Annotated in this window: 20 protein-coding genes, 2 tRNA genes and 3 rRNA genes; 15 read left to right on the forward strand and 10 right to left on the reverse strand. The window is 62.1% G+C overall.

Annotated elements, in window-relative coordinates:
- The first annotated feature begins 131 nt into the window (after positions 1–131).
- Positions 132–1,325: a M20 aminoacylase family protein gene (locus tag L0U83_RS12300; protein WP_233882970.1), complete on the forward strand. Its 1,194-nt coding sequence runs from the start codon at positions 132–134 to the stop codon at positions 1,323–1,325.
- 143 nt (positions 1,326–1,468) lie between these two features.
- On the opposite strand, the gene rrf is transcribed toward L0U83_RS12300, so the two are convergent.
- From rrf to L0U83_RS12330, 6 genes are all read right to left on the reverse strand, one after another.
- Positions 1,469–1,582 (reverse strand): 5S ribosomal RNA (rrf, locus tag L0U83_RS12305).
- A gap of 146 nt (positions 1,583–1,728) precedes the next feature.
- A 23S ribosomal RNA gene (locus L0U83_RS12310) occupies positions 1,729–4,609 on the reverse strand.
- Positions 4,610–4,948: 339 nt separating this feature from the next.
- A tRNA-Ala gene (locus L0U83_RS12315) sits at positions 4,949–5,024 on the reverse strand.
- A gap of 37 nt (positions 5,025–5,061) precedes the next feature.
- Positions 5,062–5,138 (reverse strand) — tRNA-Ile (locus L0U83_RS12320).
- A 66-nt stretch (positions 5,139–5,204) separates the two neighbouring features.
- Positions 5,205–6,737, reverse strand: a 16S ribosomal RNA gene (locus tag L0U83_RS12325).
- The 16S, 23S and 5S rRNA genes sit together here with 2 tRNA genes alongside, the layout of an rRNA operon.
- Positions 6,738–7,253: 516 nt before the next feature.
- Complete coding sequence (locus L0U83_RS12330) at positions 7,254–8,030, reverse strand: enoyl-CoA hydratase (protein WP_233882971.1); 777 nt, start codon at positions 8,028–8,030, stop codon at positions 7,254–7,256.
- 138 nt (positions 8,031–8,168) lie between these two features.
- Between L0U83_RS12330 and paaN the strand changes: the two genes are divergently transcribed.
- The 5 genes from paaN (at position 8,169) to paaK (ending at position 13,928) form a co-directional block, all read left to right on the forward strand.
- Positions 8,169–9,869, forward strand: coding sequence for a phenylacetic acid degradation protein PaaN (gene paaN / locus L0U83_RS12335; protein ID WP_233882972.1), 1,701 nt, complete (start codon positions 8,169–8,171; stop codon positions 9,867–9,869).
- Between the two features lie 97 nt (positions 9,870–9,966).
- Positions 9,967–11,175 (forward strand): 3-oxoadipyl-CoA thiolase, encoded by a 1,209-nt coding sequence (pcaF, locus tag L0U83_RS12340; RefSeq protein WP_233882973.1) that lies wholly within the window; start codon positions 9,967–9,969, stop codon positions 11,173–11,175.
- A gap of 127 nt (positions 11,176–11,302) precedes the next feature.
- Positions 11,303–12,094: a 2-(1,2-epoxy-1,2-dihydrophenyl)acetyl-CoA isomerase PaaG gene (gene paaG / locus L0U83_RS12345; protein ID WP_233882974.1), complete on the forward strand. Its 792-nt coding sequence runs from the start codon at positions 11,303–11,305 to the stop codon at positions 12,092–12,094.
- Between the two features lies 1 nt (position 12,095).
- Positions 12,096–12,563: a hydroxyphenylacetyl-CoA thioesterase PaaI gene (paaI, locus tag L0U83_RS12350; RefSeq protein ID WP_233882975.1), complete on the forward strand. Its 468-nt coding sequence runs from the start codon at positions 12,096–12,098 to the stop codon at positions 12,561–12,563.
- Positions 12,564–12,629: 66 nt separating this feature from the next.
- Positions 12,630–13,928, forward strand: coding sequence for a phenylacetate--CoA ligase PaaK (paaK, locus tag L0U83_RS12355; RefSeq protein ID WP_233882976.1), 1,299 nt, complete (start codon positions 12,630–12,632; stop codon positions 13,926–13,928).
- 85 nt (positions 13,929–14,013) lie between these two features.
- Here paaK and mltA read toward each other — a convergent pair whose 3' ends face one another.
- Positions 14,014–15,282, reverse strand: a complete 1,269-nt coding sequence (mltA, locus tag L0U83_RS12360) for a murein transglycosylase A (RefSeq protein ID WP_373321031.1) — start codon at positions 15,280–15,282, stop codon at positions 14,014–14,016.
- Here mltA and L0U83_RS12365 point away from each other — a divergent pair.
- A complete protein-coding gene (locus L0U83_RS12365; protein WP_028208772.1) occupies positions 15,248–15,391 on the forward strand; it encodes a hypothetical protein in 144 nt (47 codons plus the stop codon). The two genes, mltA and L0U83_RS12365, sit on opposite strands and share 35 nt — an antisense overlap.
- Positions 15,392–15,415: 24 nt before the next feature.
- Here the strand turns inward: L0U83_RS12365 and apaG are convergent, their stop codons facing one another.
- On the reverse strand, positions 15,416–15,790 hold the full coding sequence (gene apaG, locus L0U83_RS12370; RefSeq protein ID WP_233882982.1) for a Co2+/Mg2+ efflux facilitator ApaG/CorD: 375 nt from the start codon (positions 15,788–15,790) through the stop codon (positions 15,416–15,418).
- Positions 15,791–16,009: 219 nt separating this feature from the next.
- Here apaG and rpe point away from each other — a divergent pair, with 219 nt between their 5' ends.
- The 8 genes from rpe to L0U83_RS12410 all read left to right on the forward strand — a co-directional run bounded on the left by rpe (position 16,010) and on the right by L0U83_RS12410 (position 23,607).
- Positions 16,010–16,708: a ribulose-phosphate 3-epimerase gene (gene rpe / locus L0U83_RS12375; RefSeq protein ID WP_233882984.1), complete on the forward strand. Its 699-nt coding sequence runs from the start codon at positions 16,010–16,012 to the stop codon at positions 16,706–16,708.
- The gene (locus L0U83_RS12380) at positions 16,705–17,412 is read left to right on the forward strand and encodes a phosphoglycolate phosphatase (RefSeq protein ID WP_233882986.1); all 708 of its coding nucleotides are present in this window, start codon (positions 16,705–16,707) and stop codon (positions 17,410–17,412) included. The genes rpe and L0U83_RS12380 overlap by 4 nt, the downstream gene beginning before the upstream one ends.
- Positions 17,413–17,883: 471 nt before the next feature.
- Entirely contained in the window at positions 17,884–19,377 is a 1,494-nt protein-coding gene (gene trpE / locus L0U83_RS12385) for an anthranilate synthase component I (protein ID WP_233882988.1), read from the forward strand.
- Positions 19,378–19,391: 14 nt separating this feature from the next.
- Positions 19,392–19,967: an aminodeoxychorismate/anthranilate synthase component II gene (locus L0U83_RS12390; protein WP_069269170.1), complete on the forward strand. Its 576-nt coding sequence runs from the start codon at positions 19,392–19,394 to the stop codon at positions 19,965–19,967.
- Between the two features lie 16 nt (positions 19,968–19,983).
- Entirely contained in the window at positions 19,984–21,012 is a 1,029-nt protein-coding gene (gene trpD, locus L0U83_RS12395) for an anthranilate phosphoribosyltransferase (RefSeq protein WP_233882990.1), read from the forward strand.
- A 29-nt stretch (positions 21,013–21,041) separates the two neighbouring features.
- Entirely contained in the window at positions 21,042–21,827 is a 786-nt protein-coding gene (gene trpC, locus L0U83_RS12400) for an indole-3-glycerol phosphate synthase TrpC (protein WP_233882992.1), read from the forward strand.
- A 12-nt stretch (positions 21,828–21,839) separates the two neighbouring features.
- Positions 21,840–22,466 carry a CYTH domain-containing protein gene (locus tag L0U83_RS12405; protein ID WP_233882994.1) on the forward strand — a complete coding sequence of 209 codons (627 nt, stop codon included), beginning with the start codon at positions 21,840–21,842 and terminating at the stop codon, positions 22,464–22,466.
- A 181-nt stretch (positions 22,467–22,647) separates the two neighbouring features.
- The gene (locus L0U83_RS12410) at positions 22,648–23,607 is read left to right on the forward strand and encodes a uracil-DNA glycosylase (protein ID WP_233882996.1); all 960 of its coding nucleotides are present in this window, start codon (positions 22,648–22,650) and stop codon (positions 23,605–23,607) included.
- 78 nt (positions 23,608–23,685) lie between these two features.
- Here L0U83_RS12410 and L0U83_RS12415 read toward each other — a convergent pair whose 3' ends face one another.
- Together L0U83_RS12415 and L0U83_RS12420 are read right to left on the reverse strand one after the other, a co-directional pair.
- On the reverse strand, positions 23,686–24,282 hold the full coding sequence (locus L0U83_RS12415) for an FMN-dependent NADH-azoreductase (RefSeq protein WP_233882998.1): 597 nt from the start codon (positions 24,280–24,282) through the stop codon (positions 23,686–23,688).
- 180 nt (positions 24,283–24,462) lie between these two features.
- The gene (locus L0U83_RS12420; RefSeq protein WP_233883000.1) at positions 24,463–26,253 is read right to left on the reverse strand and encodes a M61 family metallopeptidase; all 1,791 of its coding nucleotides are present in this window, start codon (positions 26,251–26,253) and stop codon (positions 24,463–24,465) included.
- Positions 26,254–26,377 lie beyond the last annotated feature (124 nt).

A 26,377-nucleotide genomic window follows, 5' to 3' on the forward strand; every position in this document is an offset into this window, starting at 1 on the left:
GTTCAGGGCGCGCGCCCTGTCCGCACCATGTGGGTTGGCGCGAAAAAAAAGGTTCGGCGTAGAATGGTTCGTCTAGACCCGGCCTATTTGGAGACAAAGGCCGGGCACCCACTTTTTGAGCACCGTCCGCCATGAAACTGATTCCGGAAATCCAGGCCGCCCAAGGCGAAATTCAGGGCCTCCGACGAACGATCCACGCGCACCCCGAGCTGCGCTACGAAGAAACCCACACCTCCGACCTCGTCGCAGCGAAACTCACAGAATGGGGCATTGAAGTGCATCGTGGCATGGGCAAAACCGGCGTCGTCGGTGTGCTCAAGCGCGGCACTGGCAAGCGTATGGTCGGGTTGCGCGCCGATATGGACGCGTTGCCGATCCAGGAACTCAACACGTTCGATCATCGCTCGCGCAACGAAGGGAAGATGCACGCGTGCGGTCACGACGGCCACACGGCGATGCTGCTTGGCGCAGCACAATATCTCGCGCGGCACGGACAGTTCGACGGCACGATCGTCTTCATTTTCCAGCCCGCCGAAGAAGGCGGTGCCGGCGCGAAAGCCATGATCGAAGATGGCCTCTTCGAGCAATTTCCTGTGGATGCCGTTTTCGGCATTCACAACTGGCCCGGCATGCCGGCCGGCTACTTCGGCGTGACCGAAGGGCCGATTATGGCTTCGAGCAACGAATTCCGGATTGAAATCAGGGGCGTAGGTTCACATGCCGCGTTGCCGCACAACGGCCGGGATCCGGTCTTTACGGCGGTGCAGATTGCGAACGGGTTGCAAAGCATCATCACGCGCAACAAGAAGCCGCTCGATACGGCCGTGCTCTCGATCACGCAGATTCATGCCGGCGATGCGGTCAATGTGGTGCCGAATACGGCATGGATCGCGGGAACGGTGCGTACCTTCACGACGGAAACGCTGGATCTGATCGAGTCGCGACTGCGCAAAATCGCCGAGAGCACGGCTGAGGCGTACGACTGCTCGGTCGACATCACCTTCCATCGCAACTATCCGCCGACGGTGAACAGCAGCGCGGAGGCGCAGTTTGCCGCAAAGGTCATGCGGGAGGTGGTCGGCGCCGATCACGTCGACGCGAACGTCGAGCCAACCATGGGCGCCGAGGACTTCTCGTTCATGCTGCTTGAGAAGCCCGGCTGCTACGCGTTTCTTGGCAACGGCGAAGGTGGTCACCGGGATGCGGGACACGGTGCAGGCCCTTGCATGCTGCACAACGCTAGCTATGACTTTAACGATCAGCTGCTGCCGGTGGGATCGTCGTTTTGGGTGCACCTGGCGACGAAATTTTTGGCTCAACGGTGAGTCGGGCGCCAATGCAAAAAAGCCGTCCAGTGGACGGCTTTTTTGTTTCCTGCCTGTCGTGTCGCATTCAAACACGCGCCCAAACGCCAGAACCCCGGTTCTCTTTCGGAGACACCGGGGTTCTGGACGTTACAGCATGAGGAGCCTGACGATTACCTACTTTCACACGGGCAATCCGCACTATCATCGGCGTGGAGTTGTTTCACGGTCCTGTTCGGGATGGGAAGGGGTGGGACCAACTCGCTATGGTCATCAGGCATGACGGGTTGCTGCGTCGCCTTTGGGGGCGCCACAGCCAATCTGGAAGAAGCGTAAAGAGGGTGTTGCTGAATTGGGGTTGTGTTGTTTGAATCGGCACAACACGTGATCACTCAACCATGCGTGTCTGAAACACACCTGTTATAGGATCAAGCCTTACGGGCAATTAGTATCAGTTAGCTTAACGCATTACTGCGCTTCCACACCTGACCTATCAACGTCCTGGTCTCGAACGACCCTTCAAGGGGATCTAGTCCCCGGGGAAGTCTCATCTTGAGGCGAGTTTCCCGCTTAGATGCTTTCAGCGGTTATCTCTTCCGAACATAGCTACCCGGCGATGCGACTGGCGTCACAACCGGTACACCAGAGGTTCGTCCACTCCGGTCCTCTCGTACTAGGAGCAGGCCCCCTCAAACTTCCAGCGCCCACGGCAGATAGGGACCAAACTGTCTCACGACGTTTTAAACCCAGCTCACGTACCTCTTTAAATGGCGAACAGCCATACCCTTGGGACCGGCTACAGCCCCAGGATGAGATGAGCCGACATCGAGGTGCCAAACACCGCCGTCGATATGAACTCTTGGGCGGTATCAGCCTGTTATCCCCAGAGTACCTTTTATCCGTTGAGCGATGGCCCTTCCATACAGAACCACCGGATCACTATGACCTGCTTTCGCACCTGTTCGACTTGTGAGTCTCACAGTCAAGCACGCTTATGCCATTGCACTATCAGCACGATTTCCGACCGTACCTAGCGTACCTTCGTACTCCTCCGTTACCCTTTGGGAGGAGACCGCCCCAGTCAAACTGCCTACCATGCACTGTCCCCGATCCGGATCACGGACCAAGGTTAGAACCTCAAACAGATCAGGGTGGTATTTCAAGGACGGCTCCATGCAGACTAGCGTCCACACTTCACAGCCTCCCACCTATCCTACACAAACCGGTTCAAAGTCCAATGCAAAGCTACAGTAAAGGTTCATGGGGTCTTTCCGTCTAGCCGCGGGGAGATTGCATCATCACAAACACTTCAACTTCGCTGAGTCTCGGGAGGAGACAGTGTGGCCATCGTTACGCCATTCGTGCAGGTCGGAACTTACCCGACAAGGAATTTCGCTACCTTAGGACCGTTATAGTTACGGCCGCCGTTTACCGGGACTTCAATCAAGAGCTTGCACCCCATCATTTAATCTTCCGGCACCGGGCAGGCGTCACACCCTATACGTCCACTTTCGTGTTTGCAGAGTGCTGTGTTTTTATTAAACAGTCGCAGCCACCAGTTTATTGCAACCCCTTCACCCTTCTGGCGCAGGCCAGTCAAGCTACAGGGGCGTACCTTATCCCGAAGTTACGGTACCAATTTGCCGAGTTCCTTCTCCCGAGTTCTCTCAAGCGCCTTAGAATACTCATCTCGCCCACCTGTGTCGGTTTGCGGTACGGTCACTGCTGAACTGAAGCTTAGAGGCTTTTCTTGGAACCACTTCCAGTTGCTTCGTCTCCTGAGAGACTGGCCTCACACCCTTGAATTCCGCGCCCGGATTTGCCAAAGCGCCTTCTCCAATGCAAGGACCGGGACTTCCAACACCCGGACAACCTTCCGCGATCCGTCCCCCCATCGCATTCAACAATGGTGCAGGAATATTGACCTGCTTCCCATCAGCTACGCATTTCTGCCTCGCCTTAGGGGCCGACTCACCCTACGCCGATGAACGTTGCGTAGGAAACCTTGGGCTTACGGCGAGGGGGCCTTTCACCCCCTTTATCGCTACTCATGTCAGCATTCGCACTTCCGATACCTCCAGCACGCTTTTCAACGCACCTTCGCAGGCTTACGGAACGCTCTCCTACCATGCGAGACTAGCTCGCATCCGCAGCTTCGGTATATGACTTAGCCCCGTTACATCTTCCGCGCAGGACGACTCGATCAGTGAGCTATTACGCTTTCTTTAAAGGGTGGCTGCTTCTAAGCCAACCTCCTGACTGTTTTAGCCTTCCCACTTCGTTTCCCACTTAGTCATATTTGGGGACCTTAGCTGGCGGTCTGGGTTGTTTCCCTCTTGACACCGGACGTTAGCACCCGATGTCTGTCTCCCGTGATTGCACTCTTCGGTATTCGGAGTTTGCTATGGCGAAGTAATCCGCAATGGACCCTTCAACCATGACAGTGCTCTACCCCCGAAGGTGATACACGAGGCACTACCTAAATAGTTTTCGGAGAGAACCAGCTATTTCCAGGTTTGTTTAGCCTTTCACCCCTATCCACAGCTCATCCCCTAACTTTTCAACGTTAGTGGGTTCGGTCCTCCAGCACGTGTTACCGTGCCTTCAACCTGGCCATGGATAGATCACCTGGTTTCGGGTCTACACCCAGCGACTGAACGCCCTGTTCGGACTCGCTTTCGCTACGCCTGCCCTATTCGGTTAAGCTTGCCACTGAATGTAAGTCGCTGACCCATTATACAAAAGGTACGCCGTCACCCCTTGCGAGGCTCCGACTGTTTGTATGCATGCGGTTTCAGGATCTATTTCACTCCCCTCCCGGGGTTCTTTTCGCCTTTCCCTCACGGTACTGGTTCACTATCGGTCGATCACGAGTATTTAGCCTTGGAGGATGGTCCCCCCATCTTCAGACAGGATTTCACGTGTCCCGCCCTACTTGTCGCATCCCTAGTTCTTCCAATCTGTTTTCGCCTACGGGGCTATCACCCACTATGGCCGCACTTTCCAGAGCGTTTGGCTAACAGTTCAGATAAAGAATGCAGGCTGGTCCCATTTCGCTCGCCACTACTTTGGGAATCTCGGTTGATTTCTTTTCCTGCGGCTACTTAGATGTTTCAGTTCGCCGCGTTCGCTTCACATGACCTATGTATTCAGTCATGGATACTCCATTCGGAGTGGGTTTCCCCATTCGGATATCGGTGGATCAAAGCTTGTTTGCCAGCTCCCCACCGCTTTTCGCAGGCTACCGCGTCCTTCATCGCCTGTGATCGCCAAGGCATCCACCACATGCACTTGTTCGCTTGACCCTATAACGGGTGTGTCTTGCGCCCGGTGTTAGCGCTTTAGCGCTTACTCCGGGCTCATCCCCGAAGGGGACGATTCCGATCACAATCGTTACAGGTTGAGTATTCGTGTTGCGCCGTATTTCAAGGCAATCTTTCGATCACTTAAAAATACTTTCGATACAATCACAACCCTGATTCACCTACTCATGCCCATCTCTAGACATTTTTGGATGAATCTCTTTACTACTTCTTCCTGATTGTTAAAGAACGACAGCCGATATTTTCATATCGCTCTGACTGGCTCAATCGCCAATGCGAAGTGTTCTGCATCATTGCTGCAGAACGCTGTGCATTGGGAATTGGTGGAGGATGACGGGATCGAACCGACGACCCCCTGCTTGCAAAGCAGGTGCTCTCCCAGCTGAGCTAATCCCCCAGTCACACAACTCAAGGGGGCTGCCCGTCACAGACAGTGGTGGGTCTGGATGGATTCGAACCATCGACCCCCGCCTTATCAAGACGGTGCTCTAACCGACTGAGCTACAGACCCCTGAGTCTGTCTTTCTTACAGCCGACAAGTGTGAGCGCTTAAAACGCAGTGAGCGATGAGCTCATGAAAGGAGGTGATCCAGCCGCACCTTCCGATACGGCTACCTTGTTACGACTTCACCCCAGTCATGAATCCTGCCGTGGTGACCGTCCTCCTTGCGGTTAGACTAGCCACTTCTGGCAAAACCCACTCCCATGGTGTGACGGGCGGTGTGTACAAGACCCGGGAACGTATTCACCGCGGCATGCTGATCCGCGATTACTAGCGATTCCAGCTTCACGCAGTCGAGTTGCAGACTGCGATCCGGACTACGATCGGTTTTCTGGGATTGGCTCCACCTCGCGGCTTGGCAACCCTCTGTTCCGACCATTGTATGACGTGTGAAGCCCTACCCATAAGGGCCATGAGGACTTGACGTCATCCCCACCTTCCTCCGGTTTGTCACCGGCAGTCTCCCTGGAGTGCTCTTGCGTAGCAACTAGGGACAAGGGTTGCGCTCGTTGCGGGACTTAACCCAACATCTCACGACACGAGCTGACGACAGCCATGCAGCACCTGTGTTACGGCTCCCTTTCGGGCACTTCCACCTCTCAGCGGAATTCCGTACATGTCAAGGGTAGGTAAGGTTTTTCGCGTTGCATCGAATTAATCCACATCATCCACCGCTTGTGCGGGTCCCCGTCAATTCCTTTGAGTTTTAATCTTGCGACCGTACTCCCCAGGCGGTCAACTTCACGCGTTAGCTACGTTACCAAGCCAATGAAGGCCCGACAACCAGTTGACATCGTTTAGGGCGTGGACTACCAGGGTATCTAATCCTGTTTGCTCCCCACGCTTTCGTGCATGAGCGTCAGTATTGGCCCAGGGGGCTGCCTTCGCCATCGGTATTCCTCCACATCTCTACGCATTTCACTGCTACACGTGGAATTCTACCCCCCTCTGCCATACTCCAGCGATGCAGTCACCAATGCAGTTCCCAGGTTAAGCCCGGGGATTTCACATCGGTCTTACATCACCGCCTGCGCACGCTTTACGCCCAGTAATTCCGATTAACGCTCGCACCCTACGTATTACCGCGGCTGCTGGCACGTAGTTAGCCGGTGCTTATTCTTCCGGTACCGTCATCCCCTCAAGGTATTATCTCGAAGGATTTCTTTCCGGACAAAAGTGCTTTACAACCCGAAGGCCTTCTTCACACACGCGGCATTGCTGGATCAGGCTTTCGCCCATTGTCCAAAATTCCCCACTGCTGCCTCCCGTAGGAGTCTGGGCCGTGTCTCAGTCCCAGTGTGGCTGGTCGTCCTCTCAGACCAGCTACGGATCGTCGCCTTGGTAGGCCTTTACCCCACCAACTAGCTAATCCGCCATCGGCCACCCCAATAGCGCGAGGCCCGAAGGTCCCCCGCTTTCATCCATGGATCGTATGCGGTATTAATCCGGCTTTCGCCGGGCTATCCCCCACTACTGGACATGTTCCGATGTATTACTCACCCGTTCGCCACTCGCCACCAGGTGCAAGCACCCGTGCTGCCGTTCGACTTGCATGTGTAAGGCATGCCGCCAGCGTTCAATCTGAGCCAGGATCAAACTCTTCAGTTTAAACCTGTTACTGTTTTCGGTTTCTCTCGAAACCGGTCGCTCACTCAAAGCTGACAGGTCATTGAATAAATTCAAAAACCTGACTTACTTTAGTGTGAGACTCTTGATACTTTTGCTGCTCCCGGCCCCGCTCCGAAGAACGAGGTCAGGCCGCCACCGCATCAAGCGCCCACACTTATCGGCTGTAAATTTTTAAAGATCGATCGCGAAGTTGTCGCGGCATCTGAGCCCAACCACTGCTCAACTACCGGCTTCTTTCTGCGTTGCTGCGTCAGCAGCAGAGAAACGAGATTATGAAGAATCTTTTTCGCTTCGTCAACCCCTTTTTTTCGCTCACCGCTTAAAAAAGCTGCCGACTCCCGCGTCCGCCGGTTTCCGCGGCGGCCTTCGCTGCCCGGACGTCAGTGACATCGAACTGCGAAGGGGGCGAATCTTAGCGCCCCCGCCGGCGCTGCGCAAGGGGTGGCGAGAAATAACTTCGACCGCCGGTCACAGCGATCGAATCACGCCGAGCCGTTACTTGTTCTTGAACGCGGGCTTGCGCTTTTCGACGAATGCCGCCATCCCTTCCTTTTGATCTTCCGTTGCGAAAAGCGAATGGAACATGCGGCGCTCGAAGTGCACGCCTTCCGCGAGCGTCGTCTCGTAGGCGCGGTTCACTGACTCCTTCGCCATCATGACGGCGGGCAAGGAGAATTCGCAGATGGTCGCCGCCGCCGCGAGCGTTTCATTCAGCAAATCCGCGGCCGGAATCACTCGCGATACCAACCCGGCACGCTCCGCCTCTTCCGCCCCCATCATCCGCGCGGTCAGGCACAGATCCATTGCCTTTGCTTTCGATACCGCGCGCGGCAGACGCTGCGTACCGCCCGCCCCCGGTATCACGCCCAGTTTGATTTCGGGTTGGCCGAACTTCGCTGTATCGGCGGCGAAGATCATGTCGCACATCATGGCCAGTTCGCAACCGCCACCTAGCGCGAAGCCCGCGACCGCCGCGATGATCGGCTTGCGAATCGAGCGAATCGTCTCCCAGTTGCGCGTGATGTAGTCGCCTTTGTACACATCCATGAAGGTGTAGGTCGCCATCATCCCGATATCCGCGCCGGCCGCGAACGCCTTTTCGCTACCCGTGATGACGATCGCACCAACGCCCTCATTAGCGTCGAACGCCTTGAGCGCTGCTCCCAGTTCGTCCATGAGCGCGTCGTTCAGTGCGTTGAGCGCCTTTGGCCGGTTCAGCGTGATCAGTCCGACCTTGCCACGCGTCTCGACCAGGATGTTTTCGTACCCCATAACTCCTCCTTCCATCTAAAGAAAGTCCCCAAAAAAATCTTTTACGCCGAACTTTGACTAATGCTAACATTGCCCAACCAACCGGTCGGTCAATTAATTGACACGGGCCCTGTCCACCCTCTCTACCAACGTTGAGCCATGACACATTCGCTGTTCGCCAAGCATGAGGGCGCGCTTCAAAAAGCGCTTGCCGCCATCGAGACCCGTGGCTACTGGAGCCCGTTCGCCGAAATGCCTAGCCCCAAAGTGTACGGGGAAACCGCTAGCGCAGATGGCGAAGCCGCGTTCAAGGCCCACCTGAATCGCGCCTTCGAACTCGACCAGCCGTCGACCGGCGAAACCGTCGGCAGCGAGGCCTCGCCGTTCGGCTTCGCGCTCGGCGCGCGCTATCCGAAGTCGACGCCGGATCAGTTGATCGAAGCCGCTCAGAACGCCCAGCGCGACTGGCGTGCGGCCGGCCCGAAGGCATGGGCAGGCGTGAGCCTCGAGATTCTCGAGCGCCTGAACCGCGCGAGCTTCGAGATCGCCTTCAGCGTGATGCACACGACCGGCCAGGCGTTCATGATGGCGTTCCAGGCCGGCGGCCCGCACGCTCAGGACCGCGCGCTCGAAGCAGTCACCTATGCATACGACCAGTTGCGCCGCATTCCCGCCGACGCGCACTGGGAGAAGCCGCAGGGCAAAAACCCGCCGCTCGCGATGCAAAAGCGCTTCACCATCGTGCCGCGCGGCACCGGCCTCGTGCTTGGCTGCTGCACGTTTCCGACCTGGAACGGCTACCCCGGCCTCTTCGCCGATCTCGCGACTGGCAACACCGTTATTGTCAAGCCGCACCCGGGCGCGATCCTGCCGCTCGCTATCACCGTGCGCATTGCGCGTGACGTCCTGCGCGAAGCCGGCTTCGATCCGAACGTCGTGACGCTGCTCGCCACCGATCCCAACGATGGCGCGCTCGTGCAACAACTCGCGCTGCGTCCCGAAATCAAGCTGATCGACTTCACGGGCAGCACGCAAAACGGCGACTGGCTCGAGCGCAATGCGCACCAGGCGCAGGTCTACACGGAAAAGGCCGGCGTGAACCAGATCGTGATCGACTCCGTGGACGACCTGAAGGCCGCCGCCCGCAATATTGCGTTCTCGCTCGCCCTTTACTCGGGCCAGATGTGCACGGCTCCGCAGAACATCTATGTGCCGCGCGACGGCATCCGCACCGCTGAAGGCCAGGTGAGCTTCGAGGCAGTCGCCCAGGCGATTGCCGGCGCCGTGCAGAAGTTCGTGTCCGACCCGGCGCGCGCCGTGGAAGTGCTCGGTGCGATCCAGAATGAAGGTGTGACCGCTCGCATCGACGAGGCCCGCAAGCTCGGCACCGTGCTCGCCGACAGTCTGACGCTGGAACACCCGCAGTTCACCGGCGCTCGCGTACGCACGCCGCTCGTGCTTTCGCTGGACGCAGCCCGCGACGCCGCCCAGTTCACACGCGAATGGTTCGGCCCGATCTCGTTCGTGATCGCCACGGATTCGACCGCCGAGTCGCTCAAGCTGGCCGGCGAGACCGCGCGCGACCACGGCGCGCTCACGCTGTCCGTCTACAGCACGGACGACGCCGTGATCGAAGCGGCTCACGAAGCCGCCATCACCGGCGGCGTGGCGCTCTCGATCAACCTGACGGGCGGCGTGTTCGTGAACCAGTCGGCTGCGTTCTCCGACTTCCACGGCACCGGCGCGAACCCCGCGGCGAACGCCGCACTCGCTGACGCCGCCTTCGTGGCGAACCGCTTCCGCGTGGTTCAAAGCCGCGTTCATGTTGAACCGAAAGCAGCCCCGGTGGCAGCCAGCTGAACGGCCTATGCCGTTCAGCCGAATGGCGCCCGATTGCCCATCCCTCTAGCATGCAAGGCGTGAGTGCACTTTTGCGCTCGCGCCCCAGGAACCCGAGATGACCGAAGCCTATATCTGCGACGCGATTCGCACCCCGTTCGGCCGCTACAGCGGCGCCCTCAAGGACGTCCGCGCGGACGACCTCGCTGCCGTGCCCATCCGCGCGCTCGTGGAGCGCAATCCCGGCGTGGACTGGAGCGCGCTCGACGACGTGCTCTACGGCTGCGCCAACCAGGCCGGCGAAGACAATCGCAACGTCGCGCGCATGGCCGCGCTGCTCGCGGGCCTGCCGACCGACGCGCCGGGCGGCACGCTCAACCGCCTGTGCGGCTCGGGCCTCGACGCTGTCGGCAGTGCGGCGCGCGCGATCAAGGCGGGCGAAGCGCGCCTCATGATCGCGGGCGGCGTGGAAAGCATGACGCGCGCGCCGTTCGTCATGGGCAAGGCAGCTTCGGCCTTCTCGCGTGACGCGGCCATCTATGACACGACTATTGGTTGGCGCTTCGTCAACAAGCTGATGAAGCAGCAGTACGGTGTCGATTCAATGCCGGAAACGGCGGAAAACGTCGCGGAAGAATTCAGGATCAATCGCGCCGATCAAGATGCGTTTGCGCTGCGCAGCCAGCAAAAAGCAGCTCGCGCGCAGAAAGACGGCACGCTCGCGCAGGAAATCGTCGCGGTCGAGATTGCGCAAAAGAAGGGTGACCCGGTTCGCGTGACGCTCGACGAGCACCCCCGCGAGACCTCGCTCGAATCGCTCGGCAAGCTCAAGGGTGTCGTGAAGCCGGACGGCACGGTCACGGCCGGCAACGCCTCGGGCGTCAACGACGGCGCCTGCGCCCTGCTGCTCGCCAATGAGGCGGCCGCAAAGCAGTATGGCCTGCGTCGCCGCGCGCGCGTGCTCGGTATGGCGACCGCTGGTGTTGCGCCGCGCATCATGGGCATCGGCCCCGCGCCCGCTACGCAAAAGCTGCTCAAGCAACTCGGCATGACGCTGGACCAGTTCGATGTGATCGAGCTCAATGAAGCGTTCGCCTCGCAAGGTCTCGCCGTGCTGCGCGCACTCGGCATTGCCGACGACGATCCGCGCGTGAACCCGAATGGCGGCGCGATCGCGCTGGGCCACCCGCTCGGCGCTTCGGGCGCGCGACTCGTTACGACGGCGCTCCATCAGCTGGAGCGCACGAACGGACGCTTCGCGCTTTGCACGATGTGCATCGGCGTCGGCCAGGGTATTGCCCTCGCGATCGAACGCGTCGAGGCATAACGCGCGCAGTATCGACCGGCCGCCGGGCGATGCGTTCGGCGGTCTCAGACAGCAGATTGAAGCAGACTGCTTTGGATGGGGCAGGACTACGCGCTAAAGCGCCAAGTCCGCCGACAGGAGACAACCGATGCCCTACGATGCGATCCGCGTCGAAATCGACGCATCCACCCGCGTGGCCACGATCACGCTGAACCGCCCGGACAAGCTCAACAGCTTCACGCGCGCCATGCACCGCGAGCTTGCCGCAGCGCTCGACGAAGTCGTCGCAGCCGGCGCGCGCGCCCTCGTGCTGACGGGCGCGGGCCGCGGCTTCTGTGCGGGCCAGGATCTCGCCGATCTCGATTTCACGCCGGGGGCGATGACCGACCTGGGCGACCTCATCGACGAGCATTTCAATCCGCTGATCAAGCGCCTGCAAGCGCTGCCGATGCCCGTGATCGCTGCCGTCAACGGCACCGCGGCAGGCGCTGGCGCGAATCTCGCCCTCGCCTGCGACCTCGTGCTCGCCGCACGCTCCGCCAGCTTCATCCAGGCGTTCGTGAAGATCGGCCTCGTGCCCGATTCCGGCGGCACGTGGTTCCTGCCCAAGCGCGTGGGCATGGCGCGCGCGCTTGGGCTCGCCATGAGCGGCGAAAAGCTCAGCGCGGAAAAGGCGGAGAGCTGGGGCCTCGTCTGGCAAGTGATCGACGACGCGGAACTCGCGCAAACGGCCGGCGCACTCGCCGCACGCCTCGCGCAGCAACCTACGCGCGCCATCGTCGCCACGCGCGAAGCGCTGCGCGCATCGGCCACGAACACGCTCGACCAGCAACTCGATCTCGAACGCGATCTGCAGCGCGAACTTGGCGCGTCGTACGACTACGCAGAAGGCGTCCAGGCCTTCATCGAAAAACGCGCACCGCATTTCGAGGGCCGCTGAGATGTCCACGCAAGTCTCGCAACTGCCTGAGGACAGCATGTCGCCCGACGAACTCGCCCGCGCAGCCGCGCTGGCGATGTACGAATCCGACGGCTGCACCCGCGCGCTCGGTATGGAGCTCCTCGAAGTGCGCGCCGGTTATGCGCGCCTGCGCATGGCCGTGCGGCCCGAGTTCCTAAACGGCCATCAGACCTGCCACGGCGGGATGATTTTCTCGCTCGCGGATTCGGCGTTCGCCTTCGCGTGCAATTCGTACAACATCAACACCGTAGCGGCCGGGTGCTCGATCGAGTTCCTGCGTCCCGTCCTGCGCGAGGAGGTGTTGACCGCCGAAGCCGTCGAACAGGTGCTATCGGGACGCAACGGGGTCTACGACATCCGCGTGACGAACCGGGCAGGCGAAACCGTCGCGCTTTTCCGAGGCAAGTCCGCGCAGATTCGCGGCAATGTCATTCCAGTCGCAACGTGAAGCGGGTTTCCCCTTCTCGATTCCCCACGCGTCACGAGTAAAGTTCTTAAGATCCAGGAGACACCCATGAGTACCACGCTGCCGCTCGAACCCATCGAAAAGGCGAGCCGCGACGAGCTTGCTGCACTGCAGCTCGAGCGCCTGAAATGGTCGCTGAACCATGCTTACGAGAATTCGCCGGTCTATCGCCGCAAATTCGATGAAGCAGGCGTGCATCCGTCCCAGGTGCAGTCGCTCGCCGATCTCGCGCGCTTCCCGTTCACCACGAAGAAGGATCTGCGCGACAACTATCCCTTCGGCATGTTCGCCGTGCCGCAAGAGCAGATTTCGCGTATCCATGCGTCCTCGGGTACGACGGGCAAGCCAACCGTAGTTGCCTACACGGCGCGCGACATCGACACCTGGGCGAACCTGGTCGCACGTTCGGTGCGCGCAGCGGGCGCGCGGCGCGGCGACAAGGTGCACATCAGCTACGGCTACGGACTCTTCACGGGTGGCCTTGGCGCACATTACGGTGCGGAACGTGCAGGTCTCACGGTGATTCCGTTCGGTGGCGGTCAGACCGAGAAGCAGGTTCAGCTGATCCAGGACTTCCGTCCCGACATCATCATGGTCACGCCGAGCTATATGCTCGCGATCGCGGACGAAATGGAGCGCCAGGGCATCGATCCGGCCACCTGTTCGCTGCGCATCGGCATCTTCGGCGCTGAGCCGTGGACCAACGACATGCGCAAAGCAATCGAAGAGCGCATGGGCATCACGGCGGTCGACATCTACGGTCTTTCAGAAGTGATGGGCCCAGGCGTTGCCTCGGAATGCGCGGAAACCAAGGACGGCCCGACGATCTGGGAAGATCACTTCTACCCCGAGATCATCAACCCGGAAACCGGCGAAGTGCTGCCTGACGGCGAATTCGGCGAACTCGTCTTCACCTCGCTCACGAAGGAAGCGCTGCCCATCATCCGTTACCGCACGCGCGACCTCACGCGTCTTTTGCCGGGTACGGCGCGCACCATGCGCCGCATGGAAAAGATCACCGGCCGCTCGGACGACATGCTGATCATCCGCGGCGTGAACGTGTTTCCCACGCAGATCGAGGAATTGCTGCTCAAGCAGCCGGCGCTCGCGCCGCACTATCAGATCGTCCTCACGAAGGAAGGTCCGATGGACGTGATGGCGCTCAACTGCGAACCGTGCCCGGAAACCGCGCCCGATTACGGCGCACTCGACGCGGCTAGCAAGGCGCTCGCGTACGACATCAAGGCGCTGATCGGCGTGACGTGCAAGGTGAACGTGCTGGAAGTGAACGGCATCGAGCGTTCTGTCGGCAAGGCCAGGCGCGTGATCGACAAGCGGCCGAAGTAACCGCGGCTCGCGACGCGTAGCAAAAGAAAAAGCCGGCAGTTGCCGGCTTTTTCACTCTACGTGCGCGCGGCAAGCGCTGGCGCGATCACGAGTTCGGGAACAGCAGCCACATCCGGCCGCCCTGCTTCATCTTGCCCGCCAGATCGCCGGCGTCGTCGCCAAGGCCCCAGAAGTAATCGGCCCGCACTCCGCCCTTGATCGCCGTGCCCGTATCTTGCGCGAACACGAGCCGGTTGAGCGGCGTGTTTGTCAGCGGCCGCGTGGTCTGCAGGAACACCGGCGTGCCAAGCGGAATCGAAGAAGGATCGACGGCAATCGAGCGTTCCGGCGTGAGCGGCACGCCGAGCGCACCGATCGGGCCATCCGCCCCGCCCTGCGCGTCGCCCTCGGAACCAGTCATCTCGCGGAAAAACACGAAGCGCGGATTGGTGTCGAGGAGCGCGTCCACGCGCGTCGGATTCCCGCGCGCCCACGCCTTGATGCCCTGCATGGTCGCCTGCGCGGGCGTCAGTTCGCCGCGATCGAGCAGCCAGCGCCCGATCGACTTGTATGGCTGGTTGTTGGTGCCGCCAAAGCCCACGCGCATCACGCTGCCGTCTTCCATCACGACGCGCCCCGAGCCCTGCACCTGCAGGAAGAACGCTTCGATCGGATCGTCCACCCACACGAGCTCGTTGCCGTTGAGCGCGCCCGTGCGTTCGAGCTGCGCGCGCGGCGGCATCGCCGCGCCCGGACGATAGCTGGACGGCCAGCGATACAGCGCGGTCTGGTAGATGCCATGACGCGTGCGCGAGCCATGCAGCAGCGGCTCGTAGTAGCCGGTGACGAGGCCGTCAAGCGTGCCGTCGGTGTTGGCGAACTGATAGGGGGTGAAATACGTTTCGAAGAATGCGCGCGCGCTCGAGGCGTCCAGGTCATCGAGTTGCGAAGCGGCGGAACACGCACGCAGCCAGCGAGGATCGCGCGCGAGGCGCGTGCAGTTCGCGCGCAGCGCCGCGGTTACGCCGATCAGCGAGTCGTCCTGCCAACCCGGCACCTGCTGCCACGCAACCGGCGTGAGACGCTGCGCGGCGAGTTGCGAGGGTAGCGTGGGCGTCCCCTTGGGCGGGGCGTTATGGACGTAGCTCGGGCCGCCGCATGCGGCGAGCAAGGCCGCCAGCGAAACGGCGCCCAACCAACCACCTAACCGAGCCCCCCCGCGCCGAAGCGCTGACCCGGCGCGATATCGCGCCTTTGTGAATCCCGGCATCACCGGGACATCGAGACCTGAATCGGCGTCAAAATCACGCCTACAATACTGGCTCTCGATGGATGCCGCCATGTCAGAACTGCTCGACGAATACCCGATGCTCATGTTTGGTCTGGAAGCGCTCCTTGCGCTGTTCCTGCTGATTTTCATCGTTGTGTGGACCGCGTCGGGCAGGAAGAAACAAGCCGCGCGCGACGATCGGCGTCAGGACTAGCAGACCCCGAAATCTCGCAGCGGTTCAATGCAGCGTACGCGGCATGCGCAACACGAACTCGGGCACTGGCGCCTCGAAACGCTCGGCGTCCTCGGCCACACAGAAGTACTCGCCGCGCATGGTGCCCACCGGGGTCGCGATCACGGCCCAGCTCGTGTACTCGAACTGCTCGCCAGGCTTCAGAAGCGGCTGATGGCCAACCACGCCGAGCCCCTTCACTTCCTGCACGAGATTATCGCTGTCGGTGATGACCCAGTGGCGCGCGATGAGCTGAGCGCTTACCTGACCGGTATTGCGGATGGTCAGCGTGTATGCGAAGGCATATTGCCGGCGCTCCGGGTCCGATTCTTCCGGCAGGTAGCGCACCTGCGACGTCACGCTGAATTCGTACTGGCTCATCCTTGTTCCATTCGCCCGGGTGCGGCTGCTGAGTCCGTCGACTTAAGACGCCCGCGCAGCAAGGCGCTCGCGAGAGCGCCGCGAGGCGCGGCACATGGTTTGGCATTCTGCTTGATGCAACGGGCACCCGCAACCCGGCGCAGCCAGTGGCGCCCGCCGCGAAAGGCTCTCCTACTGACTGTAAAATACGCTTTTTCCGACAGTTTTCCGATGGCCGCCATGACGCAATTCCGCATCGCCCCCAGCATTCTTTCCGCCGACTTCGCGCGTCTTGGCGAGGAAGTCCGCAACGTCGTCGCTGCCGGCGCCGACTGGATCCACTTCGACGTAATGGACAACCATTACGTGCCGAACCTCACCATCGGCCCGCTGGTATGCGAGGCGATCCGCCCGCACGTCAACGTGCCCATCGATGTGCATCTGATGGTGCGTCCGGTCGACCGCATCGTGCCCGACTTCGCCAAGGCCGGCGCGAACCTCATCAGCTTCCACCCTGAAGGCTCGGACCATATCGACCGCACGCTCTCGCTGATCCGCGACCACGGCTGCAAGGCGGGCCTCGTGTTCAACCCGGCCACGCCGCTGAACTATCTCGACCACGTGATGGACAAGCTCGACCTCGTGCTCATCATGTCGGTGAATCCGGGCTTCGGCGGCCAGTCGTTCATTCCCGAGGCGCTCAACAAGCTGCGCGAAGCGCGCGCGAAGATCGACGCCTATACGGCGCGCACGGGCCGCGAAATCCACCTCGAAGTGGACGGCGGCGTGAAGGTGGACAACATCGCCGAAATCGCGGCGGCTGGTGCGGACACTTTCGTGGCGGGCTCGGCGATCTTCGGCAAGCCTGACTATAAGGCAGTGATCGACGAGATGCGCGCGCAGCTTGCGACCGTAGCGAGCGCTGCAAACGCGAAATGAACGCCCCCATCAAGTTCACCGCGCCGCGCATCGAAGCGGCGCTGATCGACCTGGACGGCACGATGGTCGACACCGCCGACGATTTCGCGGCCGGCCTGAACGGCATGCTCGCGCAGTTCGACGCCGAAGAAACCACTCGCGAGGAAGTGATGGGCTACGTGGGCAAGGGCTCGGAGCACCTGATCCGCAGCGTGCTCGCGCCGCGCTTTGCGGCCGACAACGTGGAGGCGCGCTTCGACGAAGCGCTCGCGCTCTATCAGGACGAGTACGCGAAGATCAACGGCCGCCATACGCATCTGTACCCGGAGGTCGAAGCGGGCCTGGCTGCGCTGCGCGACCAGGGCATCAGGCTCGCGTGCGTGACCAACAAGCCGCACCGCTTCGCCGTTGAGCTTTTGCAGCAATACGGCCTCGCGCAGTACTTCGACGTGGTGATCGGCGGCGACAGCCTGGCGAAGAAGAAGCCCGACCCGCTGCCGATGCTCACGGCGTGCCAGCGCCTGGGCGTGAAACCCGCTGCGGCTGTGGCGATCGGCGATTCGGAGAACGATGCGATTGCCGGCCGCGCGGGCGGCATGGCCACGCTCACGGTGCCTTACGGCTACAACCACGGCCAACCTGTACAAAAAATTGAATCGGATGGTATAGTTGCCTCGCTGCTCGACGCCGCCAAGGCGGTCGCAGCGCACAATGATCTGACTTAAGTTCTCAACTGAACGTCAACTATCCTCATGTTTCTGAATAAAAAACGGAGTCTGAGCACGATCGACCGGGGAGCCTGGCCCTGGCGTCGCTGGTCGCGCTAACCTCATCCGAGGTTCGCTGAAGTTTGTCTTCAGCACCGTTTTTTACTTCGCTGCGCACTCGCGCGTGTCTCGACTCTAAACTGTTGCGGTAACCCGTCGGCTGGTCTGGCCGTTGGCTTTCGTTGTCCTTGCGTGTTGTTTCGCCGTTCGCGGCGAGGTACGCGAGGCGCGAGCGGCTACGCCTCACCTTCCGTCGATACACTGCACGCCGGCCCAGCAGGCGCTTCAGAGCGCTGATCGGGCCGCACGAGCGAGCGCCAGCGGCCATCTAGCACTCAAAAACAAACGCCTCGCGCTCACCGCGCGCCCCGTTTTGAGCCGCACTGGGCCCGCAACCGCCGCGACCGGCAGCACGAACAGGATCGGAACATGACCGAACTCGAATTTCAGTCTCTCGCCAACGAGGGCTACAACCGCATCCCGCTGATCGCCGAAGCACTCGCCGATCTCGAAACGCCGCTCTCGCTGTACCTCAAGCTCGCGCAACCCGAGCGCGGCGGCGCCAACTCGTTCCTGCTGGAGTCCGTGGTGGGCGGCGAGCGCTTTGGGCGCTACTCGTTCATCGGCCTGCCCGCGCGCTCGCTGATCCGTACGCGCAATGGCGTTTCGGAAGTCGTGCGCGACGGCCAGGTGATCGAAACGCATCACGACGATCCGCTCGAATTCATCGCGAAGTACCAGGCGCGCTTCAAGGTCGCGCAGCGTCCGGGCTTGCCGCGCTTCTGCGGCGGTCTCGCGGGCTACTTCGGCTACGACGCGGTGCGCTACATCGAGAAAAAGCTCGCCGACACCTGCCCGACCGACGATCTCGGCCTGCCCGACATCCAGTTGCTGCTGACCGAAGAAGTCGCGGTCATCGACAATCTCGCGGGCAAGCTCTATCTGATCGTCTACGCCGATCCGCAAACGCCAGAGGCGTACACCAAAGCCAAGCATCGCCTGCGCGAACTCAAGCAGCGCCTGCGCACCACGGTGCAGCCGCCAGTGACGAGCGCGAGCGTGCGCACCGAAACCTTCCGCGAATTCAAGAAGGACGATTACCTCGCCGCCGTGCGCAAGGCGAAGGAATACATCGCGGCGGGCGAACTGATGCAGGTTCAAGTGGGCCAGCGCCTCACCAAGCCGTATCGCGACAATCCGCTTTCGCTCTACCGCGCGCTGCGCTCGCTGAACCCGTCGCCGTATATGTACTACTACAACTTCGGCGAATTCCACGTGGTGGGCGCGTCGCCGGAAATTCTCGTGCGCCAGGAAAAGCGCGGCGAGGATCGTATCGTGACGATCCGGCCGCTCGCGGGCACGCGTCCGCGCGGCAACACGCCCGAGCGCGACGCCGAACTCGCGACCGAACTGCTCAATGACCCGAAGGAAATCGCCGAGCACGTCATGCTGATTGACCTCGCGCGTAACGACGTGGGCCGCATCGCCGAGATCGGCTCGGTGAGCGTGACTGACAAGATGATCATCGAAAAGTACTCGCACGTGCAGCACATCGTGAGTTCGGTGGAAGGCAAGCTCAAGCCTGGCATGAACAATTTCGACGTGCTGCGCGCCACGTTCCCGGCCGGCACGCTCTCGGGTGCGCCGAAGGTGCGCGCGATGGAACTGATCGATGAACTGGAGCCGGTGAAGCGCGGCCTCTATGGCGGCGCGGTCGGCTATCTCTCGTTCAACGGCGAGATGGACCTCGCGATCGCGATCCGCACCGGCCTCATCCACAACGGCAATCTGTACGTGCAGGCCGCCGCGGGCGTGGTTGCGGATTCGGTGCCCGAGTCCGAATGGCAGGAAACCGAGAACAAGGCGCGCGCCGTGCTGCGCGCCGCCGAGCAGGTGCAGGACGGCCTCGACAGCGACTTCTGAGCGGAGAAAAGACCATGTTGCTCATGATCGACAACTACGATTCGTTTACCTACAACATCGTCCAGTACTTTGGCGAACTCGGCGAAGACGTCCATACGTACCGCAACGACGAAATCACCATCGACGAAATCGCGAAGCTCAACCCCGCGCGCATCTGCCTCTCGCCGGGACCAAGCAACCCGCAGCACGCGGGCATTACGCTCGACGTGCTACGCGAATTCGCGGGCAAGACGCCGATTCTCGGCGTGTGTCTCGGTCATCAGGCCATTGGCGAAGCGTTCGGCGGCCGTGTCGTGCGCGCGAAGACCATCATGCACGGCAAGGTGAGCCAGATCGAAACCGACTGCAAAGGCGTGTTCGCCGACCTGCCGAAGCATTTCAACGTCACGCGCTATCACTCGCTCGCCATCGAGCGCGAGTCGCTGCCCGACTGCCTGGAAGTGTCGGCCTGGACCGACGATGGCGAAATCATGGGCGTGCGGCACCGCGAACTCGCGGTGGAAGGCGTGCAGTTCCATCCGGAATCGATTCTCTCGGAGCATGGCCACGCGCTGTTCGAGAACTTCCTGAAGCAAACCAAGAGCGCCTAACCCGGAGGCCAACACCATGATTACCCCGCAGGAAGCGCTCCAACGCACGATCGAGCATCGCGAGATTTTTCACGACGAGATGCTCCACCTCATGCGCCTCATCATGCGCGGCGAGCTTTCGCCCGTGCTTTCGGCCGCCATCATCACCGGCTTGCGCGTGAAGAAGGAAACCATTGGCGAGATCACCGCCGCCGCAACGGTGATGCGCGAGTTCGCGAATCACGTCGAGGTGAAGGACAACTCGAACTTCATCGACATCGTCGGCACGGGCGGCGATGGTTCGCACACCTTCAATATCTCCACGGCTTCGATGTTCGTCGTCGCCGCGGCGGGCGCGAAGGTCGCGAAGCATGGCAACCGCGGCGTATCGAGCAAGTCGGGCAGCGCGGATGTGCTCGAAGCACTCGGCGTGAACATCGACCTGCAGCCGGACCAGGTGGCCGCGTCGATCGCCGAAACGGGCATGGGCTTCATGTTCGCGCCCAATCATCATCCCGCGATGAAGAACATCGCCGCCGTGCGCCGCGAGCTGGGCGTGCGCACGATCTTCAACATCCTCGGGCCGCTCACGAATCCTGCCGGCGCGCCGAATCAGCTAATGGGCGTGTTTCATCCGGACCTCGTCGGCATTCAGGTGCGCGTGATGGAGCGTCTGGGCGCAAAACACGTGTGCGTCGTGTACGGCAAGGACGGCATGGACGAGGTGTCGCTCGGTGCAGCGACGCTCGTGGGTGAATTGAAGGACGGCCAGATTCGCGAGTACGAGATCCATCCCGAAGACTTCGGCATGCAGATGGTCTCGAACCGCTCGCTCAAGGTCGAAAACGCCGACGAATCGAAAACGATGTTGCTCGGCGCGCTCTCGAACGAAGCGGGCACCGCCCGCGAGATCGTCGCGCTGAATGCGGGCACGGCGCTCTACTCGGCGAACGTGGCGAACTCGATTGCCGAAGGCATCGCGCTTGCGCGTGAAACCCTCGCCAGCGGCCGCGCGCGCGCCAAAGTCGACGAACTGGTACGCTTCACGCAACAGTTCAAACGCTGATCCAGCACCGTTTTTTGCCTCCGAACATCATGAGTGACATCCTCGAAAAGATCATTGCGGTCAAGCGCGAAGAAGTGCGCGCCGCCGAGCAGAGCGCCCCGCTCGAAGAATTGCGTCTGCAGGCGAGCACGCGTGACTTGCGCGATTTCGTCGGCGCCTTGCGCGCAAAGCACGATAACGGCCAGGCTGCCGTGATCGCCGAAGTCAAGAAGGCTAGTCCGTCGAAAGGCGTGCTGCGCGAAAACTTCCAGCCCGCAGAGATCGCGCGCTCGTACGCCGAAGGCGGCGCGGCTTGCCTCTCCGTGCTCACCGACGTGCAGTTCTTCCAGGGCAGCGCCGCGTACCTCGAAGCCGCGCGCGCCGCGTGCAATCTGCCGGTGCTGCGCAAGGACTTCATCGTCGATCCGTACCAGATCGTCGAAGCACGCGCGATGGGCGCCGACGCGATCCTGCTGATCGCCGCCGCACTCGAGCCTGGCGAGATGCGAGACCTCGAAGCGCTTGCGCATTCGCTCGGTCTCGCGGTGCTCGTCGAAGTGCACGACCGCGAGGAACTCACGCACGCGCTCACGCTGAAGACGCCGCTCATCGGCATCAACAACCGCAATCTGCGCACGTTTGAAACCACGCTGGATACGACCATCGGCATGCTCGACGACGTGCCCGAAGACCGCATCGTCGTGACCGAGTCGGGCATTCTCTCGCGTGCCGATGTCGAGAAGATGCGTGCGCTCTCCGTGCACACGTTCCTCGTGGGCGAAGCGTTCATGCGCGCCGAACAGCCGGGCGCGGAACTCGCCCGCATGTTCTTCTGATTGCACGGCACGATGGGTATCGAACGCGAAATCAAGCTCGCGCTGCCGCGCGATCAGGTGGACGCGGCGCTGCGTCTCTTCGAGACGCGCGCCGGTAAGCCCGGTCGCGCCATCAGGCTCGAAAACGTCTACTTCGACACGCCTGCGCTCGCGCTCGCGCGCGCAAAGAGCGCGCTGCGTCTGCGCCGCGCGCCCGAAGGCTGGCTGCAGACGTTCAAGACCGTGGGCGTGGCGCAAAACGGGCTGCACGCCCGGCACGAGTGGGAAATGCAGGTGGCGGGCGAAGCGCTCGAAATCGACAGGCTGCTGCATGAGTGCGATGAGGCCGGTGTTTCGACGGCGCTCTCGGATGCCGCCGCGAACCTGATCCCGCTCTTTCGCACCGACTTCACGCGCACGCTGTGGACGCTCGACGTCGACGGCACGCAGGTGGAAGCGGCCATCGATCAGGGCGAAGTCATCGCGGACGTGAACGGCGAAACGCGCCGGGCGCCGATCTGCGAAATCGAGCTCGAACTGAAGGCCGGCGACGAAGCGGCATTGCACGCGCTTGCGGCAGAGCTTGCGCAGGCGCTGCCGGGCCTCGCGCCCGACGACATCAGCAAGGCCCAGCGCGGATACAAGCTGCGCGAAGGCTGAGGATGGCGCAGCGCGGCCTTCATGCGCCGCGCAAAAGCGCCCGAAAAGCTCGCGAAAGGCGCACAACGGGTGCGCAGAAGGCGCTGTTAGTTGCAACATCAGCGCCGAAGCCGCAAACGCCCGCCCCGCCGCGCTCGCGCCGGATTGAATCGCCGCGCAATTGCTGCGACACTTGCCGCCCATGACCTCAACGAAACGCCCGCGCGTCGCGATGCCGGTGCAAGCCTCGCTGTTCGACGACGCTCTTTCCGACGCGGCGCAAGCCACGCTCGACGAGCCGCCGCTGCCCGAAGTCGATCCGCGTCAGATCACGATCTTCTCGCTGTTCGACGACGACGAATTCCCCGCGCCCGACCGCACGCACGCCGTTATGCCCGCATCCGACATGTCCAACCAACCCGCCGCGCCGCAGCCCGCAATCGACACCACGCGCCTCGAAGACCAGTTCGGCGCGCTGCCCACCGCCTGGCGCGAGCTGCTCGCGCCTTTCATCGCGAGCGACGCCTACGCGCCGTTGTGCCGCTTCGTCGATGACGAGCGCGCCGCCGGCAAGACCGTCTATCCCGCCGATGTGTTCCGCGCGCTGCGCCTCACCTCGCCCGACGACGTGAAGGTCGTGATCCTCGGCCAGGACCCGTACCACGGCGACGATCGGGGCACGCCGCAGGCGCATGGCCTGGCGTTCTCGGTGCCGCCCTCGGTTCGCCCGCCGCCTTCACTGCGCAACATCTTCAAGGAGATTGCCGCGAGCCTCGGCATTCAGGCACCCGCGCACGGCTGTCTCGACGCGTGGGCGCGCCAGGGCGTGCTGCTGCTGAACACGGTGCTCACCGTCGAGCGCGCCAGCGCCGCGAGCCACGCGAAGCGCGGCTGGGAGCGCTGCACCGACACGCTGATCCAGGAACTCGCAGCACGCCACGAGCATCTCGTCTTCATGTTGTGGGGCGCGCACGCGCAGAACAAGCGCGCGCTGCTCTCGGGTGCGCATTGCGTGCTGGAAGCACCGCATCCGTCGCCGCTTTCTGCGCATCGCGGCTTTCTCGGCTGCGGGCATTTCGCGCAGGCCAACGCGTATCTGCAAGCGCACGGCCGCCAGCCGATCGACTGGCGTTTGCCGGAGGAAGGCCTCGTGCTCGCTTGAGCTTCGCGCCGCGCAAAGAAAAACGCCACGAGATTGCTCTCGTGGCGTTTTTGCTTTTACAGCCGTCGATCGCGAACCTTACGCAGCAGCGATCGCCTCACGCGCGCCTGCGAGCGCTGCGCTGGCTGCGTCCGGGCCCATGTTCAGGCCTTCAGCGTAGATGAAATTCACGTCGGTCATGCCGAGGAAGCCGAGGAACGACTTCAGGTACGGCGTCTGGCTGTCGTGCGCCGTGCCTTGATACTTGCCGCCACGCGCCGAAACGACATGCACCTTCTTGCCGTTCACGAGCCCTTCGGGACCGTTCGCGGTGTAGCGGAACGTGATGCCCGCGCGCGCGATCCAGTCGAAGTACGTCTTGAGCTGCGACGAGACGCCGAAGTTGTACATCGGCGCGCCGATCACGATGACGTCCGCTGCCTGCAGTTCCGCGATCAGCGCTTCGCTGCGTGCGGCGATGGCCTGCTGCTCCGGCGAGCGCTGCTCGGCCGGCGTGAAGAACGCGCCAAGCACGGCGTCGTCGAGATGCGGCAGCGGATCGGCTTGCAGGTTACGCGTGACGACTTGCGCGCCCGGATTCGCTTGTTGCAGCTTGGCCGTCAACTCGTTGACGAGCAGCGTCGACTGGGCGCCTTGCGAGCGGGCGGCGGAATTGATTTGCAGGATCGTGGTCATGGTGACTCCTTCGGGGTCTCAGTTGCGCAAAGTTGCGCGAGTGGAGCCATTGTGTTTTTTTACCGCGCCCCGAAAAAGTAGTCCGCCGATGACGGATTGTTGCAGTGATAGGACAATCCCCGGCATGAAAAAACGGCGTGGGGATCTGCCCCCACGCCGTTTCTGATGCCACCGAGCGGCTTACGCCGCCAGCCAGCGCTCGCGCAAGGCACGCGCAGGCGCACGCTTGTCGGTGGCGGCGAGCTTGTAGCGCGCAACTTCGGGCGCATCGAGGGTCAGACGCGCCACGCGAAGCTCGTCGCGGCGGAACGCGTGGATCTCGACCTTCGCGCCCGGCTGGTAGCGCGAGAGCAGCGCGTCGAGATTCAACCCCGTCAGGCGCAGTCCGTCGAGCGCGACGAGCGCGTCGCCGGCCGAAAGCCCCGCCTTCTGCGCCGCGCCGCCTTCGTAGACCACCGCAAGCGTCGCCTCCGCGCCGCCACGCAGCCGCGCGCCGAGCGAGGGCTTCGCGCCGCGCTCCGGCTCCCCTTCGAGCGTCACGCCGAACGGCTCGAACAGCGCCGCGAGCGGCAGATCGCGCGTGCCGCGCACGCCGTCGCTAAAGAGCGCGCCCAGTTCCACGCCCGTCGCCTCGGCAATCAGCGCCTCGACGTCGTCCTCGCCCACGCCCACCGGCTTGCCGCGATAGAAGTCGCGCCCGTAGCGCTGCCACAGAAGGCGCATGACGTCGTCGAGCGATTTGCGGCCATTCGTCTGCGCGCGAATCGTGAGGTCGAACGAAAGCGCCACGAGCGAGCCCTTCGTGTAGTAGCTCACGATCGCATTCGACGCGTTCTCGTCCTGACGGTAGTACTTCACCCACGCGTCGAACGAGCTTTCCGCGACGCTCTGCTTCAGGCGTCCCGCACCGCGTAGAACGCCTGCGATCGTCTTGCCGAGAAGGCCGAAGTATTCGTCGGTGGAAATGAGCCCGCTGCGCACGAGCATGAGGTCGTCGTAGTAAGACGTGAAGCCTTCGAACAGCCACAGCAGCGAGGTGTAGTCCTCGCGCGTGAGATCGTACGGCACGAACGCCGCTGGCTTGATGCGCTTCACGTTCCACGTATGGAAGTATTCGTGGCTGCACAGGCCGAGGTAGGTGCGATAGCCGTCCGACGTCTCCGGTTTGCCCTTCACCGGCAGATCCGTGCGATTGCAGATGAGCGCCGTCGAAGCGCGATGCTCGAGGCCACCGTAACCGTCGCTCACGGCCTGCGTCATGAACACGTAGCGCTCCATCGGTGCGCGTTTGGTGCGCGGCTCGAAGAGCGCGATTTGTGCCTCGCAAATCTTCTTCAGGTCGGCGGCGAGACGCTCGGTGTCGAGCGCGACCACGCGGCCCGCGATCACGATGTCGTGCGGCACGCCATGCGCCTTGAAGCTCGCGAGCGTGAACTCGCCGAGCGTCACGGGATGATCAATCAGTTCGTCGTAATTCGCGGCGGCGTAGTCGCCAAAGCCGTAACGCTTGGTGCCGCGCGCTTCCGTGAGCGCCGTGCCCACGCGCCAGTGACGATACGCGTGGCCGTCCGGACGCTGGATATCGACCACATGCTGCGCCTCCTCATGGCCGAGCGCCGCGAGAAACACGCTCGTGCCGTTGAAGAAACCCACCGTGTCGTCGAGGTGCGCCGCGCGCACCGACAAATCCCACGCATAGACCTCGTAGCGCAGCGTGAGCGCGCCCTTCACGGGCGCGGCCTGCCACGAATGCTTGTCGGTCTTCGTCACGCGCACCTTGCGGCCCGCGTCGTTGAAAGCGCGCAGCGTGACGATGTTGCGCGCGAACTCGCGCACCATGTAGCTGCCAGGGATCCACACGGGCAGCATGAAGAATTGACCGTCCGGCGCGGGGTCTTCCACGGTGAGCGTCACCTCGAACAGATGCGCGGCGGGGTTCTTCGGGACGATGGTGTATCGGATCGGCTTCATCGGCGGGATCGGTGAGAGATTCGGTCAGCAGACGCTGCACTGCAAGATCAGTATGCCCGGCGCACAAAAACGGACAAAAAGCGCGGGGCAAAAAAAGCACCGGCCGCGAAAGCGGCCGGCGGGT

This window comes from Paraburkholderia flagellata (assembly GCF_021390645.1).
Taxonomy (GTDB): Bacteria; Pseudomonadota; Gammaproteobacteria; order Burkholderiales; family Burkholderiaceae; genus Paraburkholderia; species Paraburkholderia flagellata.

Excerpts from the sequence above, each read along its gene's own strand:
- L0U83_RS12405 (WP_233882994.1), top strand. The coding sequence starts at position 21,840 with ATGGGTATCGAACGCGAAATCAAGCTCGCGCTGCCGCGCGATCAGGTG.
- pcaF (WP_233882973.1), top strand. The coding sequence starts at position 9,967 with ATGACCGAAGCCTATATCTGCGACGCGATTCGCACCCCGTTCGGCCGC.
- paaK (WP_233882976.1), top strand. The coding sequence starts at position 12,630 with ATGAGTACCACGCTGCCGCTCGAACCCATCGAAAAGGCGAGCCGCGAC.
- L0U83_RS12410 (WP_233882996.1), top strand. The coding sequence starts at position 22,648 with ATGACCTCAACGAAACGCCCGCGCGTCGCGATGCCGGTGCAAGCCTCG.
- trpD (WP_233882990.1), top strand. The coding sequence starts at position 19,984 with ATGATTACCCCGCAGGAAGCGCTCCAACGCACGATCGAGCATCGCGAG.
- L0U83_RS12300 (WP_233882970.1), top strand. The coding sequence starts at position 132 with ATGAAACTGATTCCGGAAATCCAGGCCGCCCAAGGCGAAATTCAGGGC.
- paaN (WP_233882972.1), top strand. The coding sequence starts at position 8,169 with ATGACACATTCGCTGTTCGCCAAGCATGAGGGCGCGCTTCAAAAAGCG.
- trpC (WP_233882992.1), top strand. The coding sequence starts at position 21,042 with ATGAGTGACATCCTCGAAAAGATCATTGCGGTCAAGCGCGAAGAAGTG.
- rpe (WP_233882984.1), top strand. The coding sequence starts at position 16,010 with ATGACGCAATTCCGCATCGCCCCCAGCATTCTTTCCGCCGACTTCGCG.
- apaG (WP_233882982.1), bottom strand. The coding sequence starts at position 15,790 with ATGAGCCAGTACGAATTCAGCGTGACGTCGCAGGTGCGCTACCTGCCG.
- paaG (WP_233882974.1), top strand. The coding sequence starts at position 11,303 with ATGCCCTACGATGCGATCCGCGTCGAAATCGACGCATCCACCCGCGTG.
- paaI (WP_233882975.1), top strand. The coding sequence starts at position 12,096 with ATGTCCACGCAAGTCTCGCAACTGCCTGAGGACAGCATGTCGCCCGAC.
- L0U83_RS12415 (WP_233882998.1), bottom strand. The coding sequence starts at position 24,282 with ATGACCACGATCCTGCAAATCAATTCCGCCGCCCGCTCGCAAGGCGCC.
- L0U83_RS12390 (WP_069269170.1), top strand. The coding sequence starts at position 19,392 with ATGTTGCTCATGATCGACAACTACGATTCGTTTACCTACAACATCGTC.
- mltA (WP_373321031.1), bottom strand. The coding sequence starts at position 15,282 with ATGAGCATCGGGTATTCGTCGAGCAGTTCTGACATGGCGGCATCCATC.
- L0U83_RS12380 (WP_233882986.1), top strand. The coding sequence starts at position 16,705 with ATGAACGCCCCCATCAAGTTCACCGCGCCGCGCATCGAAGCGGCGCTG.
- L0U83_RS12330 (WP_233882971.1), bottom strand. The coding sequence starts at position 8,030 with ATGGGGTACGAAAACATCCTGGTCGAGACGCGTGGCAAGGTCGGACTG.
- L0U83_RS12420 (WP_233883000.1), bottom strand. The coding sequence starts at position 26,253 with ATGAAGCCGATCCGATACACCATCGTCCCGAAGAACCCCGCCGCGCAT.
- trpE (WP_233882988.1), top strand. The coding sequence starts at position 17,884 with ATGACCGAACTCGAATTTCAGTCTCTCGCCAACGAGGGCTACAACCGC.
- L0U83_RS12365 (WP_028208772.1), top strand. The coding sequence starts at position 15,248 with ATGTCAGAACTGCTCGACGAATACCCGATGCTCATGTTTGGTCTGGAA.